The organism is Pseudomonas sp. B21-023, from assembly GCF_024749165.1.
In the GTDB taxonomy this organism is placed as follows: Bacteria; Pseudomonadota; Gammaproteobacteria; order Pseudomonadales; family Pseudomonadaceae; genus Aquipseudomonas.
On sequence record NZ_CP087190.1, the window covers coordinates 581,710 to 597,200 of the forward strand.

The 15,491-nt window shown below is 65.4% G+C and carries 14 protein-coding genes and 1 riboswitch; of the genes, 8 read left to right on the forward strand and 6 right to left on the reverse strand.

Annotation, left to right across the window (positions count from 1 at the left end; translation table 11 throughout):
* The first annotated feature begins 113 nt into the window (after positions 1-113).
* On the forward strand, positions 114-1,535 hold the full coding sequence (hldE, locus tag LOY42_RS02675; RefSeq protein ID WP_102682190.1) for a bifunctional D-glycero-beta-D-manno-heptose-7-phosphate kinase/D-glycero-beta-D-manno-heptose 1-phosphate adenylyltransferase HldE: 1,422 nt from the start codon (positions 114-116) through the stop codon (positions 1,533-1,535).
* A 94-nt stretch (positions 1,536-1,629) separates the two neighbouring features.
* On the opposite strand, the gene LOY42_RS02680 is transcribed toward hldE, so the two are convergent.
* The 4 genes from LOY42_RS02680 to LOY42_RS02695 all read right to left on the reverse strand — a co-directional run bounded on the left by LOY42_RS02680 (position 1,630) and on the right by LOY42_RS02695 (position 5,070).
* Positions 1,630-2,598, reverse strand: a complete 969-nt coding sequence (locus tag LOY42_RS02680) for a metal ABC transporter ATPase (protein WP_139673897.1) — start codon at positions 2,596-2,598, stop codon at positions 1,630-1,632.
* A gap of 37 nt (positions 2,599-2,635) precedes the next feature.
* Positions 2,636-3,448: an aldo/keto reductase gene (locus LOY42_RS02685; RefSeq protein ID WP_139673894.1), complete on the reverse strand. Its 813-nt coding sequence runs from the start codon at positions 3,446-3,448 to the stop codon at positions 2,636-2,638.
* Positions 3,445-4,620 (reverse strand): FAD-binding oxidoreductase, encoded by a 1,176-nt coding sequence (locus LOY42_RS02690; protein WP_102682187.1) that lies wholly within the window; start codon positions 4,618-4,620, stop codon positions 3,445-3,447. Before LOY42_RS02690 ends, LOY42_RS02685 begins: the two co-directional genes overlap by 4 nt.
* Positions 4,621-4,737: 117 nt before the next feature.
* Entirely contained in the window at positions 4,738-5,070 is a 333-nt protein-coding gene (locus tag LOY42_RS02695) for a multidrug efflux SMR transporter (RefSeq protein ID WP_050707183.1), read from the reverse strand.
* Positions 5,071-5,160: 90 nt separating this feature from the next.
* Here LOY42_RS02695 and LOY42_RS02700 point away from each other — a divergent pair, with 90 nt between their 5' ends.
* Positions 5,161-6,051: a LysR family transcriptional regulator gene (locus LOY42_RS02700; RefSeq protein WP_258599755.1), complete on the forward strand. Its 891-nt coding sequence runs from the start codon at positions 5,161-5,163 to the stop codon at positions 6,049-6,051.
* Between the two features lie 38 nt (positions 6,052-6,089).
* Positions 6,090-7,361, forward strand: a complete 1,272-nt coding sequence (gene waaA / locus LOY42_RS02705) for a lipid IV(A) 3-deoxy-D-manno-octulosonic acid transferase (protein WP_139673888.1) — start codon at positions 6,090-6,092, stop codon at positions 7,359-7,361.
* Positions 7,362-7,443: 82 nt separating this feature from the next.
* Here waaA and LOY42_RS02710 read toward each other — a convergent pair whose 3' ends face one another.
* Positions 7,444-8,877: a TolC family outer membrane protein gene (locus LOY42_RS02710; protein ID WP_139673885.1), complete on the reverse strand. Its 1,434-nt coding sequence runs from the start codon at positions 8,875-8,877 to the stop codon at positions 7,444-7,446.
* A 158-nt stretch (positions 8,878-9,035) separates the two neighbouring features.
* Positions 9,036-9,142, forward strand: a riboswitch (TPP riboswitch).
* 157 nt (positions 9,143-9,299) lie between these two features.
* Between LOY42_RS02710 and thiC the strand changes: the two genes are divergently transcribed.
* Together thiC and cytX are read left to right on the forward strand one after the other, a co-directional pair.
* A complete protein-coding gene (thiC, locus tag LOY42_RS02715) occupies positions 9,300-11,180 on the forward strand; it encodes a phosphomethylpyrimidine synthase ThiC (protein ID WP_046853977.1) in 1,881 nt (626 codons plus the stop codon).
* A 134-nt stretch (positions 11,181-11,314) separates the two neighbouring features.
* On the forward strand, positions 11,315-12,598 hold the full coding sequence (gene cytX, locus LOY42_RS02720; RefSeq protein WP_139673882.1) for a putative hydroxymethylpyrimidine transporter CytX: 1,284 nt from the start codon (positions 11,315-11,317) through the stop codon (positions 12,596-12,598).
* On the opposite strand, the gene LOY42_RS02725 is transcribed toward cytX, so the two are convergent.
* Positions 12,567-13,313 (reverse strand): RsiV family protein, encoded by a 747-nt coding sequence (locus LOY42_RS02725; protein WP_102682182.1) that lies wholly within the window; start codon positions 13,311-13,313, stop codon positions 12,567-12,569. The two genes, cytX and LOY42_RS02725, sit on opposite strands and share 32 nt — an antisense overlap.
* A 184-nt stretch (positions 13,314-13,497) precedes the next feature.
* On the opposite strand from LOY42_RS02725, the gene LOY42_RS02730 reads away from it, so the two are divergent.
* From LOY42_RS02730 to cpdA, 3 genes are all read left to right on the forward strand, one after another.
* Positions 13,498-14,115: an NUDIX domain-containing protein gene (locus LOY42_RS02730; protein ID WP_139673876.1), complete on the forward strand. Its 618-nt coding sequence runs from the start codon at positions 13,498-13,500 to the stop codon at positions 14,113-14,115.
* Positions 14,106-14,558 carry a DUF1249 domain-containing protein gene (locus LOY42_RS02735; protein ID WP_023630808.1) on the forward strand — a complete coding sequence of 151 codons (453 nt, stop codon included), beginning with the start codon at positions 14,106-14,108 and terminating at the stop codon, positions 14,556-14,558. Before LOY42_RS02730 ends, LOY42_RS02735 begins: the two co-directional genes overlap by 10 nt.
* An 85-nt stretch (positions 14,559-14,643) precedes the next feature.
* Positions 14,644-15,447: a 3',5'-cyclic-AMP phosphodiesterase gene (gene cpdA, locus LOY42_RS02740; RefSeq protein WP_258599756.1), complete on the forward strand. Its 804-nt coding sequence runs from the start codon at positions 14,644-14,646 to the stop codon at positions 15,445-15,447.
* Positions 15,448-15,491: the final 44 nt, after the last annotated feature.

Here is a 15,491-nt window from a genome sequence, read left to right on the forward strand (position 1 = left end):
CTGCACGGCCCCGATCGTCACCGCAGTTGTCCACAGCGAAGCTGGCCGTAAAGCCATCCTCGACCCTGTGCTAATATCCTGCCCCTGTTCACTTTTCCAATGATGGGTTGCCCATGAAGTTGTCCATGCCGCGTTTCGATCAAGCCCCGGTATTGGTGGTCGGCGATGTCATGCTCGACCGCTACTGGCATGGCGGTACTTCGCGTATCTCGCCTGAGGCGCCGGTGCCGGTGGTCAAGGTCGATCAGATCGAGGACCGTCCCGGCGGCGCCGCCAACGTGGCCTTGAACATCGCCGCCCTCGGTGCTCCAGCCGCGCTGGTTGGTGTCACCGGCCAGGACGAAGCCGCCGACAGCCTGGCCAACAGCCTGCAGGCGGCGGGCGTGCGCTCGATCTTCCAGCGCATCGCCCATCAGCCGACCATCGTCAAGCTGCGGGTCATGAGCCGCCACCAGCAGTTGCTGCGCATCGATTTCGAAGAACCCTTCGCCACCGATCCGCTGTCGCTGGGGGCGGAAGTGGATGCCTTGCTCGAAGGGGTCAAGGTGCTGGTGCTGTCCGACTACGGCAAGGGCGCGCTGAAGAATCACCAGTCGCTGATCCAGGCTGCCCGCAGCAAGGGCATCCCGGTGCTGGCCGACCCCAAGGGCAAGGATTTCTCGATCTACCGCGGCGCCAGCCTGATCACCCCGAACCTCAGCGAGTTCGAGACCATCGTCGGCCGTTGCGCCGACGAAGCCGAGCTGGTGGCCAAGGGCCTGAAGCTGCTCGAGGAGCTGGACCTGGGCGCGCTGCTGGTGACCCGTGGCGAGCACGGCATGACCTTGCTGCGCATCGGCCACCCGGCGCTGCACCTGCCGGCCCGAGCCCGTGAGGTGTTCGATGTCACCGGTGCCGGCGATACGGTGATTTCGACGCTTGCCGCCGCCATTGCCGCCGGCGAAGACCTGCCTCATGCGGTCGCCTTGGCTAACCTGGCTGCCGGCATCGTCGTCGGCAAGCTGGGTACCGCCGCTATCAGCGCACCCGAACTGCGCCGGGCGATCCAGCGTGAGGAAGGCTCCGAGCGCGGTGTGCTGGGGTTGGAGCAGTTGCTGCTGGCGATCGATGATGCCCGTGCGCACAACGAGAGCATCGTCTTCACCAATGGCTGCTTCGATATCCTGCACGCAGGCCATGTAACTTACCTGGAGCAAGCCCGTGCCCAGGGGGACCGTCTGATCGTCGCCATCAACGACGATGCTTCGGTCAGCCGCCTGAAAGGGCCGGGCCGTCCGATCAACAGCGTCGATCGGCGCATGGCCGTGCTGGCCGGGCTCGGTGCGGTGGACTGGGTCATCAGCTTCCCTGAGGACACCCCCGAGAACCTGCTGCGCCAGGTCAAGCCGGATGTGCTGGTCAAGGGCGGAGACTACGGTATCGACCAGGTGGTCGGCGCCGATATCGTCAAGGCCTACGGCGGCACGGTGAAGGTCTTGGGGCTGGTGGAAAACAGCTCGACCACGGCGATCGTCGAGAAGATCCGCAAGCACTGAGTCAGTTACGATCGCGGGGCAAGTCGCATCGGCGCACCGCAGCTCCCACGATGTTTGTGGGGGCGGCGGTGCGCCGATGCGACTTGCCCCGCGTTCATTTGTGCAGCGTGTCCCGCGCTCGCTCCAGCAACGCCCGGGCCTTGTCACTGAAGCGCTCCAGGTGTGAAGCCGGTTCGCGCTTGTGTTCGGCCAGGCCTTGTTGCTTCAACCAGTCCTTCCAGCGTACCCGCTCCTCCCGAACCACCCAGCCTACCTGTAGTGCAAAGCTTTCAGCCAGCCATAGGCCGCGTGTGCTCGCCGGCAGCAGTTGATCCTTCTTCAGGGTATAGAGCTCTGCCATCGGTTGGCCGTCCTTCAACGGCATCAGGTAAAGGTCTGGTCTTTTGCGGTCGAGCCGTGCCACCAGTTGGTCGCCCTCGAGCCGTTCATCGACATGGAACAGGCTCAGTGACTTGGCCTCCTTGGGCACTTGCAGACGCAGGTCGTAGATCAGCTGCAACGACGCGGTGGGCAGGTGCACGTAGGCCCGTGGCCGCTCCAGCAGGGTGAGCCGGGCGCAATGCACCGGGCGGGCGGCACCGGACTCAGGCGAGAGCACGAACGGCAGCGCCTCGCGATAGTGCAGGGCGGCGGCATAGGGCGCCGGCAGCCAGGTATCGTTGAAGCGCCCGCCAAGCCAGCCTTCAGGGGTTTCCAGCAGGCACTCCTCGGCCACTTCCTGGATCGCCGTGTGCAGCGGCAGGTTCAGCTCGTGGGCCGGGACATAGCCTGAAATCAGCTTGAGCACCACATCGCCACGGTCCTGTCGGCGTTGGCGCACCAGCACCCAGTAGTCGCGGCCTTGCCAGTTCAGGGTGAGGCGCACCGACACGCCGAGGTTGGCCAGCTCCGCCACGAAGCGTTCGGGGTCGGCGACCTGGATGGCCTTGCGCCGCTGCAGGGTTTGAGCGAAATTCAGCGGCATGCCGATGCTCTGGTAAGTCAGGCCGTCGGGCGTGGCTTCGACGTGCAGCGGCAGGGTCTTGAAGTTGCTCGGATTCTTGCGGATCAGCGTACGCGGCACGAGGCTCCTCCTTGCGTTGGGCCCCCGCCCGGGCGGCTCAGGGCCGGCCCAGGATGCGGGCGACGGTGGCCACGTTGTGGGCCAGGTGTACCGGGTTGATGGTGCCGACGATGGCACTGCACACGCCGGGGTGGGCGAACAGCAACTCGAAACTGGCCTGCACCGGGTCGACCCCCGGCGCCAGGCAGATATGGCCGCTGGCCAGGGCCTTCTTTACCAGGATGGCCTTGCCGTGTTCGGCAGCGTAGTCGAGCACGGGCCGCTCCGCCTGCTCGTTGAGATTGTAGGTGACCATGGCGCAATCACCTTGTTCCAAGGCCTTCAGGCCACCCGCGGCGGTTTTGCCGGAGAAGCCGTAGCCGAGGATCTTGCCTTCGCGCTTGAGCGCGGCGAGTGTTTCATACACCCCCTCCTGCTCGAGGATCGCCAGGTCGTTGCCATCGGAGTGCACCAGCACCAGTTCGATACGGTCGGTTTCCAGGCGCTCGAGGCTGCGTTCGACCGAGCGACGGGTATGGGCGGCGCTGAAATCGAAATGCGACTGGCCATCCTCGAACTCTTCCCCGACCTTGCTGACGATTACCCATTGCTCGCGTTGGCCGCGCAGCAATGGGCCGAGGCGCTCCTCGCTGCGGCCATAGGCCGGGGCGGTGTCGATCAGGTTGATGCCCAGCTCGCGGGCCTGGGCGAGCAGCAGGCGGGCGGCCTGGTCATCGGGGATGGTGAAACCATTGGGGTATTTGACGCCTTGGTCGCGGCCCAGCTTGACCGTGCCCAGGCCCAGTGGCGATACCCGCAGGCCGGTGCTGCCCAAGGGGCGGTGGTGATCGTGCAGGGTCGGCAGGCTCATGGCAGCAGTTGCTCCCAGGCTGGCAGCGCCAGCGGTGGACGCGGCAGGTCGGCAAGGTCCGGCTGGCTCGCCGGGCGCACGCCGTCACGCTCGAAGCTGGCCAGCACACGATCGGCGAAATCTGGCGCCAGGGCCAGCTTGGTCGGCCAGCCGACCAGCAGGCGTTGCTGGTCGGCAAGGAAGGCGTTGTCCGGGCGTACCAGGCCCGATTGCGCGGGCTCGGCGCGATCGACGCGCAGGGTGGCCCAGCGGACCAGGCTTTGATCGACCCAAGGCAACAGGCTGGCAACTTCCTTCTGCGCCGCGGCGATCTGCGCGGCGGGCTCACGGGCAACGCCGTCAGCCTCGGCGATATCGCCACCCAGGTACCACACCCATTGGCCATCGGCGGCCGGGTGGGTGGTCACGGTGATGCGCGGCTTGGGGCCGCCGCCCAGGCAGTGGGCATACAGGGGCTTGAGGTTGGGCCCCTTGGCCAGGACCATGTGCAGCGGGCGGCGTTGCATGGCCGGTTGGTTCAGCCCCAGGGCGTGCAGCAGGCCTTCGGTGCCACCGCCGGCGCTCAGGACTATGCGCTGGGCGCGGATCTCGCGGTCATCGACCACCAGGCCGGCCAGCTCTTCGCCGTCGCGCAGCGGTTCGATTCGCTCGCCGGCCAGCAGGCTGTCACCCGCCAGTTGCGCGAGGTTGGCCAGCAGGCTGGGCACGTCGATGACCAGTTCGGCCAGGCGGTAGACCTTACCCTTGAAGGCGCGGTCCTGCAGGGCCGGCGGCAGTTGCTCGCCCTTGACCTGGTCGACCCGGCCGCGCACGGCCTTGCTGGCGAAGAAACTGGTGAGGTTGCCCGCCAGGGTGCCGGGGGACCACAAGTAGTGGGCATCGGACAGCAAGCGGGTGCCGCTCAGGTCCAGTTCGCCGTTGCCGGCCAGCGCTTCGCGCCAGCGTCGCGGCATGTCGGCGATGGCCTCGGAGGCGCCGGTGAGGGCGCCGTGCAAGGCATATTTGGTGCCGCCGTGGATGATGCCTTGCGACTTGATGGTCTGCTCGCCACCCAGGCTGGCGCGCTCCACCAGCACCGTCGAGTAGCCCAGGCGACGCAGCCGGGCATTGAGCCAGAGGCCTGCGACCCCGGCGCCGACGATCAGCACGTCAGTGGTAATGGCGGATGGCATGCGGGCACCTCGAAAACTGGGACAGGTGCGCAGTATACAGGCTGTGGCGTCGTGCTGACCCCTGTGGGAGCCGGCTTGCCGGCGATAGGGCCGCGCAGCGGCCCCATGGGCTCAGGCTCAGTGCCCTGCGGTATTGGAAAACACCTGGATCACCACCACCCCGCCGACGATCATGGCCATGCCCAGCATCGCCGGCACATCCAGTTTCTGCCCGTAGATCACCAGCGCCGCGATGCTGATCAGCACGATGCCCAGTCCCGACCAGATCGCATAGGCGATGCCCACCGGAATGCTGCGCACCACCAGGGTGAGCATCCAGAACGCCACGCCATAGCCGCAGACCATCAGCAGCAGCGGCAGCGGCGTGTTCAGCCCCTTGACCGCTTTCATGGAGGCGGTGGCGATGACTTCGGCGCAGATGGCGATGGCGAGATAGGTGTAGGCGTTCATGGTGCGGGTTCTCCGTTGCTGGATGGGCATTCTAGGGAATTCCTGGATGCGGTAAAGTCATTACCTATCTGCTTTGGAGATAGGATAGGGATGACTGAACACTGGAGCCTTGAACAACTTCGCCTGTTCGTGCGGACCGCCGAACTCCGTTCGTTTTCCGCCGTGGCCCGAGAGCAGCACAAGGCCCAGTCGGCGATCAGCAGCGCCATCGCCTTGCTCGAGGCGGACCTGGGCGTGACCCTTTTCGAGCGCAGCAGCGGCCGGCAGCCGCGCCTGACCGAAAGCGGCGCCGCGCTGCTGGAGGACGCCCGCGAGCTGTTGCGCCAATGCGAGCGTCTGGATGGCCGGGCGTTGGCCTTGATGCGCGGACAGGAGGCTTTGCTGCGGGTGGCCCAGGACGAGGCAATGCCCTACCAGCCGGTGATCGACAGCCTCGACGAGCTGGCGGTGCGCTACCCCTACCTGGAGGTGCAACTGGCCAGCGGCGCCCAGGGCGATGTGGCGCGCAAGCTGGTGGAGCGGCGCGCCGACCTGGGGTTGTTCTTCCACCACGAAAGCATTCCCGCCTCGTTGGAGCGACGCGCCCTGGGCAGCGTCGAGATGGTCACGGTGTGTGCCATCGACCACCCGCTGGCACACTTGGCCAAGGTCAGCCGCCAACAACTGGCCCGCCATCGCCAGTTGCTGATTACCCCGCAGCAGAGCGGCTACCCCGGCGGCGAGGCGATCAGCCCGCAGATATGGCGTGCCGACAGCTTCTATGCCATGGCCGAATTGCTGATGCGCGGCCTGGGCTGGGCCTGGCTGCCGCGTCATGTAGTGCAGTACCCCACCTACCAGGCGCAGATGGTCGAGCTGGACAGCGAATGGCGCCCGCCGGCGCTGGTGGCGGAACTGGCCTGGCGCCGTGACGAGCCCTTGGGCCCTGCGGCGCAGTGGCTGGCCGAGCGCTTCGCCGTGCACCTGCGGGCCATTGGCTGACAGGCCTTTTCATCCAGTTCCTAGTAAACTCCGCCGCCATGAACAGAACCCTCTATACCCTGCTTTTCCATCTGGGCCTGCCGCTGGTCGCGCTGCGCCTGTTCCTGCGCGGGCGCAAGGCGCCGGCCTACCGTGCGCGTATCGCCGAGCGCTTCGCTTGTGGCTTGCCACCCATGCGTCAGGGTGGCATCTGGGTGCATGCGGTCTCGGTGGGTGAGAGCATCGCTGCCGCGCCGATGGTGCGGGCCCTGCTCAAGCAGTACCCGGACCTGCCGGTCACGCTCACCTGCATGACCCCGACCGGCTCAGAGCGCATCCGCGCGATGTTCGAGGGCGAGCCACGGGTGCAGCACTGCTACCTGCCTTACGACCTGCCGTGGGCGGCCGGGCGGTTCCTCGACCATGTGCGCCCGCGCCTGGGCATCATCATGGAAACCGAGCTGTGGCCGAACCACATCCACCAGTGCGCCAGGCGCGGCATTCCGGTGGCGCTGGCCAATGCGAGGCTGTCCGAGCGCTCGGCGCGTGGTTATGCCCGTTTTGCCGGCCTGACCCGGCCGATGCTCGAGGAGATGAACCTGATCGCCGTGCAGACCGAAACCGAGGCGGAGCGTTTCCGCGCGCTCGGTGCGCGCCACGAATGCGTGCAGGTGACCGGTTCGATCAAGTTTGACCTCACGATCGACGATCAACTGCTGCCGCGGGCCTGCGCATTGCGCGAGCAGTGGGCTGCCCGGCAGCGTCCGGTGTGGATCGCCGCCAGTACCCACGATGGCGAAGACGCGTTGATTCTCGAGGCTCATCGTGAGCTGCTGAAGGTACACAGCGATGCGCTGCTGATCCTGGTGCCGCGCCATCCCGAGCGCTTCGCGGCGGTGCATGAGCTGTGCGCCGGACAGTTCTCCACGGTGCGCCGCTCGGCCGGTGACGCGGTCACGGCGCAGACCCAGGTGCTGCTGGGCGACACCATGGGCGAACTGCTGTTTCTGTATGCACTGGCCGATATCGCCTTCGTAGGCGGCAGCCTGGTCCCCACGGGCGGTCACAACCCGTTGGAGCCGGCGGCGCTGGCACTGCCGGTGCTCATGGGACCGCATGTGTTCAACTTCCTCGAGATCAGCGCGATGCTGCGCGAGGCGGGGGCGTTGCAGCAGGTGGACGATGCCGAGGGGCTGGCCGCGGCGGTGCGCCGCTTGGTTGAGCTGCCGCAGGACGCGCGGCGCATGGGCGAGGCGGGCAGGGCGGTGATGCGGGCCAATCAGGGGGCGTTGCAGCGTTTGCTCGATGGGCTGGCGTGCCTGCTGAGCTGATGATGAGCCTGTAGGCGCGGTTGTGGTGGGAGCGGGGCAAGCCCGCTCCCACTAAGCCCGCCCTACAGGTAGTGTGTTGCCTTCAAGGCCGGCGTTCGAAGTTCTTCGCCGCAGCCGCTGCCAGATCCGGTGGCAGGAAATCCTTGTCCGGGTTGTAGTCGGCCTTCAGGTACCGCCCCAGGTCCTGCAGGTCCTGCGGGCTCAAGGTGCCGGCCGCCTGCTTGAGGCGCAGGTTGTCGAGGATGTAGTCGTAGCGGCTGTTGTTGTAGTCGCGCACCGAGGTGTACAGCTGGCGTTGCGCATCGAGCACGTCGACGATGTTGCGGGTGCCGACCTGGTAGCCGATCTCGGTGGCCTCCAGTGCGCTCTGGTTGGAAATGATCGACTGCTTGCGCGCCTGTACCTGTTCCACGTCGGTGTTCACCGCACGGTGCAGATTACGCGTGTTCTCCACCACCTGGCGGCGCAGGCTTTCGCGCTGCTGCTCGCTCTGGGTCAGGCGCGCATAGGCCTCGCGCACCTGGGAGCTGGTCAACCCGCCGCTGTAGATCGGAATGTTCAGTTGCAGGCCGACGCTGGTCTGCTCCACGTCACCGCCGTAGCGCACGCCGTTCTGCGAAGGGTTGGTGAAACCCAGGTTGTCGTTGTCGCCCTTCTGGTACTTGGCCACGGCATCCAGGGTTGGTGCATGGCCCGCTTTGCGTTGGCGCACGGTCTCTTCGGCGGCCGCCACGGCATGGTTGGTGGCCTGCAGGTTGAGGTTCTGCCGCCCGGCGGTCTCGACCCAGGCCTTGGCGTCGTTGGGCGTCGGCACTTGCACCGGCAGGGTGTGGACCACGCCCTGGATCGCGCTATATTGGCGGTTGGTCAAGGTGATCAGGGCCTCGAAGGCATCCTGCACCTGGCGCTCGGCGATGATCCGGTTGGCCCGCGCCGTGTCATAGCTGGCCTGTGACTGCAGCACATCGGTCTTGTCCGAAAGGCCGACATCGAATCGCTCGTTGGACTGGTCGAGCTGGCGCTTGAAGGCCGCCTCTTCAGCCTTGGTCGAGGCCAGGTTGTCCTGAGCGCGGAGCACCGCGAAGTAGTTCTCGGCGCTTTGCAGGATCAGGTTCTGCTCGGTGGCCGACAGTTCCAGCGCGGCCTGCTCGTTGACCGCTTCGGCAGCCTGCAGCTGGAACCAGCGGTCGGCGCGGAAGATCGGCTGCGCCAGGGTGGCGCTCCAGGTATTGCCGCTGCGGTTGGAGGTGATCGACGGCTCGTCGAGCTTGGTGCGGGTATTCATCATCTCGGCGCCGGCCGAAAGGTTGGGCAGCAAACCGGCGCGGGCCTGGGGCACCACTTCGCGGCGGGCGCCGTAGTCGGCGCGGGCGGCTGCCAGGTCGGCGTTATTGTCCACCGCTTCCTGGTAGACGCTGACCAGGTCGGTCTTCACCGTCGTGGGCGTATCCACTGCCCAGGCCACTCCGTTGGACGCACAAGACACGGCAATCGCCAGTGAGAGTTTGCGCAGCATAGGGCAATCCTTGATCAAGATGTATTTACTGTACTGTCTGGTATCGAGCACGCCAGTGTAGTGCCGTGCGTCGCCATCAACAATCCGCCACGTGTGCCATTTATCACGCCAGGGATTTACCCGCTTGGCTTTGCCGACCACTCCAGTCTAGACTGCGCAGGTTCTTGTCGGGGTGCCTTGATGCAAAGGCTGAGATCGCAAAGTTGCGGATCCCGTTGAACCTGATCAGGTTAGCGCCTGCGTAGGGAACAAGATTGCTCTCATGTCCCGGGAGCCTCTTGTGCCAGGTCCGGGATCGCCACAGCTGCTTGCAGCCCACGGCACCCCTTGTCCGGCACTGCACTCGTCAACACGGGTGCGTCCGCGCCTTTCAGGTTCACCCCGACATTCCGCCCGCTAGGAAGCTGTCTGGAGAGCCTGTGATGAGCAAACAAGAAAAAACGATCAGTCTGAGCGAGTCGGCCCAAGTCGACCAACAGTCCGTGCAACCGCTGCCCAACTCGCGCAAGGTCTATGTCGAAGGTTCGCGCCCCGATATCCGCGTGCCCATGCGCGAGATCAGCCTGCACGACACCCCCACCGACTTCGGCGGCGAAAAGAACGCCCCGGTGCTGGTGTATGACACCTCCGGCCCGTACACCGACCCCAATGTCATCATCGACGTGCGCAAGGGCCTGGGCGATGTGCGCTCGGCGTGGATCGACGCCCGCGGCGACACCGAGCGCCTGGGTGGCCTGAGCTCGAACTTCGGCCAGCAGCGCCTGAACGACGCCGAGCTGGCCAAGCTGCGCTTCGCCCACGTGCGCAACCCGCGCCGGGCCAAGGCCGGCGCCAACGTCTCGCAGATGCACTACGCGCGCCAGGGCATCATCACCGCCGAGATGGAATACGTTGCCATCCGCGAGAACATGAAGCTGCAGGAAGCCCGCGCCGCCGGCCTGTTGAGCCAGCAGCACGCCGGCCACAGCTTCGGTGCCAGTATCCCGAAAGAGATCACCCCCGAGTTCGTGCGCGAAGAGATCGCCCGCGGTCGCGCGATCATCCCGGCCAACATCAACCACACCGAGCTGGAGCCGATGATCATCGGCCGCAACTTCCTGGTAAAGATCAACGGCAACATCGGCAACAGCGCCCTGGGTTCCTCCATCGAGGAAGAAGTGGCCAAGCTGACCTGGGGCATCCGCTGGGGTTCGGACACGGTCATGGACCTGTCCACCGGCAAGCACATCCATGAAACCCGCGAGTGGATCATCCGCAACTCGCCGGTGCCGATCGGTACCGTGCCGATTTACCAGGCCCTGGAAAAGGTCAATGGCGTTGCCGAGGACCTGACCTGGGAGCTGTTCCGCGACACCCTGATCGAACAGGCCGAGCAGGGCGTGGACTACTTCACCATCCACGCTGGCGTCTTGCTGCGTTATGTGCCGCTGACCGCCAAGCGCGTCACCGGCATCGTCAGCCGTGGTGGCTCGATCATGGCCAAGTGGTGCCTGGCGCACCACAAGGAAAACTTCCTGTACACGCACTTCGACGAGATCTGCGAAATCATGAAGGCCTACGACGTCAGCTTCTCGCTGGGCGACGGCCTGCGCCCGGGCTCGATCGCCGACGCCAACGACGCCGCGCAGTTCGGTGAGCTGGAAACCCTCGGCGAGCTGACCAAGATCGCCTGGAAGCACGACGTGCAGTGCATGATCGAAGGCCCTGGCCACGTGCCGATGCAGCTGATCAAGGAGAACATGGACAAGCAGCTCGAATGCTGCGACGAAGCGCCGTTCTACACCCTTGGCCCGCTGACCACCGACATCGCCCCTGGCTACGACCACATCACCTCAGGGATAGGCGCGGCGATGATCGGCTGGTTCGGTTGCGCCATGCTCTGCTACGTCACGCCCAAGGAGCACCTGGGCCTGCCGAACAAGGATGACGTGAAGACCGGCATCATCACCTACAAGATTGCCGCGCATGCCGCCGACCTTGCCAAGGGCCACCCGGGCGCGCAGATCCGTGACAACGCGCTGTCCAAGGCGCGCTTCGAGTTCCGCTGGGAGGACCAGTTCAACCTCGGCCTGGACCCGGACACCGCCCGTGCGTTCCACGACGAGACGCTGCCCAAGGAGTCGGCCAAGGTCGCCCACTTCTGCTCGATGTGCGGGCCGAAGTTCTGCTCGATGAAGATCACCCAGGAAGTGCGTGAGTACGCGGCCAAGATCGAGACCGTCGACGTGACAGTCGAACAGGGCATGCGCGAGCAGGCCGAGCGGTTCCGCCAGGAAGGCAGTCAGTTGTACCAGAAAGTCTGAGTAGCAGACCCAGGCGGTGCGCGATGCGCACCGCATCGCTGGCAAGCCAGCTCCCACAGACTGCGATGCGGCCCCTGTGGGAGCTGGCTTGCCAGCGATGGGTTCACCCCAACTCTTCCGTCGAGCGCCCGAGCATGACCACTCCCAGCCACTTCTCTCCCGACCACCCGGTCCCCTCTCACCATCGCCAGTTCGGCGCCCGCGACCTGTTTTCGCTGTGGTTTTCCCTCGGCATCGGCCTGATGGTCCTGCAGGTCGGCAGCCTGTTGGCGCCGGGCCTGGGGCTGGCGGGCTCGATCCTGGCGATCACCCTGGGCACGGCGGTAGGAGTATTGCTGCTGGCCGCGGTGGGGGTGATCGGTAGCGATACCGGCCTGTCGGCCATGGCAACCTTGCGCCTCACGCTCGGTAGCCATGGCGCGCGCCTGCCGGCCTTGCTCAACCTGCTGCAACTGGTGGGCTGGGGTTCGTTCGAGATCATCGTCATGCGTGATGCCGCCAGCTTGCTGGGCGCACGCGCGTTCGGCGAGGGCAGCGGCTGGAGCAGCCCGCTGCTGTGGACCTTGTGCTTTGGCGCCCTGGCCACTCTGCTGGCGGTCAGCGGGCCGCTGGCGTTCGTGCGCAAGGTCTTGCGCAAATGGGGGATCTGGCTGCTGCTGGGCGCCTGCGCCTGGTTGACCTGGAACCTGTTCGCCAGGGCCGACCTGGCCCAGCTGTGGCGTCAGCCCGGTGATGGTTCGCTGTCCCTGGCCCTGGGTTTCGACATCGTGATCGCCATGCCGCTGTCGTGGCTGCCGCTGATCGCCGACTATTCACGCTTTGGCCAGCGCGCCAGCCGGGTGTTCGGCGGTACCGCGCTGGGCTTCTTCATTGGCAATGCCTGGCTGATGAGCCTGGGCGTGGCTTACACCTTGGCGTTCGCGCCCAGCGGTGAGGTGAATGCCCTGCTGTTGGCACTCGCCGGCGCTGGGCTGGGAATTCCGTTGCTGCTGATCCTGCTGGACGAGACGGAAAACGCCTTTGCCGATATCCACTCGGCGGCGGTGTCCACCGGCCTGCTGCTGAAAATGAAGGTCGAGCACCTGGCCTTGGCGATCGGCGTGCTGTGCACGCTGATCGCCTTGCTGGCGCCGCTGGCCCAGTACCAGAACTTCCTGTTGCTGATCGGCTCGGTGTTCGCGCCGCTGTTCGGCGTGGTGCTGGTGGATCACTTCGTGATTCGCCGCCGCCGCTTGCCGGCGTTGGTCGAGGGCTTGCACTGGCAGGCGCTACTGGCCTGGGGCGTGGGGGTGGCGGCCTATCACCTGATGGCCAGCCAGGCGCCTGAGCTGGGGGCGACCCTGCCGGCACTATTGCTGGCAGGGGTACTGCACCTGTTGCTATCGCTCAGCCGCGGCCGGGAAACAGCTCGGGCTTGATCACGCCATTGAGGCGCGGGTAGGGGATCTTCAGCTCGACGTGGCCCATGGAGTAGGGGGCGATGGAGTAGACCTCGTACTTGATCACCACCGCGCCGTAGGTCAGGGCGATGTGCGGGGATTGCTTGAACGGCCAGGTCTTGACGAACTCGGGGTCCTTGTCCATGCCGGTGCTGATCAGCCAGGCGCGGTGGGACTCCTCGGCGGTTTTCCAGAAAGTCGCCTCCTGACCCGGCACAAGCATGTCGTCCAGGGTCAGTACCTTGTCCAGCTTGCGCGAATAGTTGATGAAGCCGCGTCCCGGCATGCCGTGGGCGCCGCCGCTGTCCAGGTAGCTGGACAGCTCGACGATCACCAGCCCGTCATGCTGCTCGCGTACCTTGGCTTGCAGGTAGCTGCTGTTGCGCTTGTCGGCGCGGGCCAGGTACTGCTGCTCGTAGGCTTGCAGCGAGGCCGGCGGGGTGCCGCGCTGGTTGTCCTCGGTCAACATCAGCAGGCGCTTCTCGACAATGCCGTCGAGCTTGGGCAGGGCCGGGAAGTGCACGACGTCGATGTTGACCAGCGGGCAGTCGCTTTCGCTGCAGCCGGGTTTTACGTGCTCCCAGGCCTCGCGCTTGACCTCGAGCGGGGCCCGGTAATTGGGCGTGAACAGGCTCTGGCAGGCGCCGAGCGCCAGTGCCAGGACGGCCACGGAAGTCAGTTTGACAAGCGTCATGTTGCCTCTTTCACAACGGTGATGATCGGCCTTGGACCGCCTGCGCGGCCTTCAGTTCGCCACTAAGCTAACAGAGAGTGACACGCCTGTCCCGGCTGCCCGAACGGTCAGCGGAAAGGGATGAAACCGGGCCGTGCGCAGAGTAGGATTGCGCGATGCGGTAAACGAGGCATGAGGAGTTTGCATGACGGACACGCACAATACAGTGCCTACCCAGGTCGAGATCGCTCGGCGGGAGCCGCTGTTCAAGGGCTTTTACAAGCTCGACAAGCTTTACCTGCGCCACGAACTGTTCGCCGGGGGCATGAGCCGCGAGTTCACCCGTGAACTGTTCGTACGCCATGACGCGGTCTGCGTGCTGCCCTACGATCCGCAGCGCGACGAAGTGGTGCTGATCGAGCAGTTTCGCGTTGGCGCCATGGGCAAGGTCGCCAATCCCTGGCTGATCGAAATGGTGGCCGGGCTGATCGACAAGGACGAGCAACCCGAACAGGTCGCCCATCGCGAAGCGGAGGAAGAAGCAGGCCTGACCTTCTCGGCGCTGTGGCCGATGACCAAGTACTTCCCCTCGCCGGGCGGCAGCGACGAGTACGTCCACCTGTTCCTGGGCCGTTGCGTCAGCGAGGGTGCCGGAGGCCTGCATGGCCTGGAAGAGGAAAGCGAGGATATTCGCGTGCGTGTGTGGGCCTTCGAGGATGCCCTGCAGGCCGTACGCGACGGGCGTATCTGCAACGCCGCCACGATCATCGGCCTGCAATGGTTGGCGCTTAACCGTGACGAAGTCCGAGGTATGTGGAAGTGAATTTGCTGCGCGAGCGCTATCGAGTCGACCTGGTCGGGCTGCAGTCGGCCTGTGAGGCCAACTATGCCCGCCTGATGCGCCTGTTGCCCGACATGCGCACCACGCAGAGCTCGCGGCGCATCGGCATGACCCAGGGCGACCAGATGCTCGGCGTGCTGGTGCTTGAAGTGCTGCTGGCCTGCCCTTACACCACCACGCTCAAGGTGCGCCAGGAGCACAGCCTGCCCTGGCTGCCGGTGCCAGAGCTGGAAGTGCAGGTCTACCATGACGCGCGCATGGCCGAGGTGGTCAGTGCCGAGCATGCGCGTCGCCTGCGCAGCATCTACCCCTATCCCAACACGGCTATGCACCAGCCGGACGAGAAGGCCCAGCTCAATCTGTTCCTCGGTGAATGGCTGAGCCACTGCCTGGCCTGCGGCCACGAACTGGAAGCGGTGCGCTGAAATGTGATGCGCGTCGGTTTCGAGTATTTGCTCGAAAGCGATCCGCCGCCATAATCCGTGCTGAATCCGTTCGAGGAGACGGCCGTTGCCGCAACCACTATCATCCCCGTCACCTGTCCATGTGGTGCAACTGACCGATGCCCATCTGTTCGCCGACCCGGCGGGCACCTTGCTGGGCCTCAATACCCGCGCAAGCCTTGGGCACGTGGTCGGCCAGGTTCGCCGCGAACAACCGCGCATAGACCTGCTGCTGTGCACGGGCGATCTCTCCCAGGACGCCAGCAAAGCTTCCTACGCTGCTTTCCGTGAAATGACGGCGGTGTTCGGCGCCCCCTCGCGCTGGTTGCCAGGCAACCATGACGAAGCCCAGGTGATGCTAGCCGTGGCGCCGGAGCTGGTGCAGGCCGTGACCGACATTGGTCAATGGCGCATCGTCATGCTCGATTCGGCGGTGGTCGGCGCCACGTTCGGGTTGTTGGCGGACGATCAGCTGGCCATGCTGGACAAGGCACTGGACGATGCCGGCGAACGCCATTGCCTGGTGTGCTGCCACCACCAGCCGGTGGATATCGGTTGCGCCTGGATCAAGCCGATCGGTTTGCGCAATGCCGATGCACTGTTGCTGTGTATCAAGCGTTATCCACAGGTGAAAGCCTTGCTCTGGGGGCATATCCATCAGGAATGGGATGAACTGCATGATGGCGTCCGTTACCTCGCCACACCGTCGACCTGTATCCAGTTCGCGCCGCGCAGCGAGGACTTCAAGGTGAGCGAGGAGCAGCCGGGCTATCGCTGGCTGCGGCTGCATGACGACGGGCGGCTGGAGACCGGGGTGGAGCGGGCGTTCGATTTCGAGGTGAAGCTGGACTTCGACAGCCCCGGTTACTGATCGGGTCAGTGGTGAGAGGCGTGGGAGCGGGCACTGCCTGCATC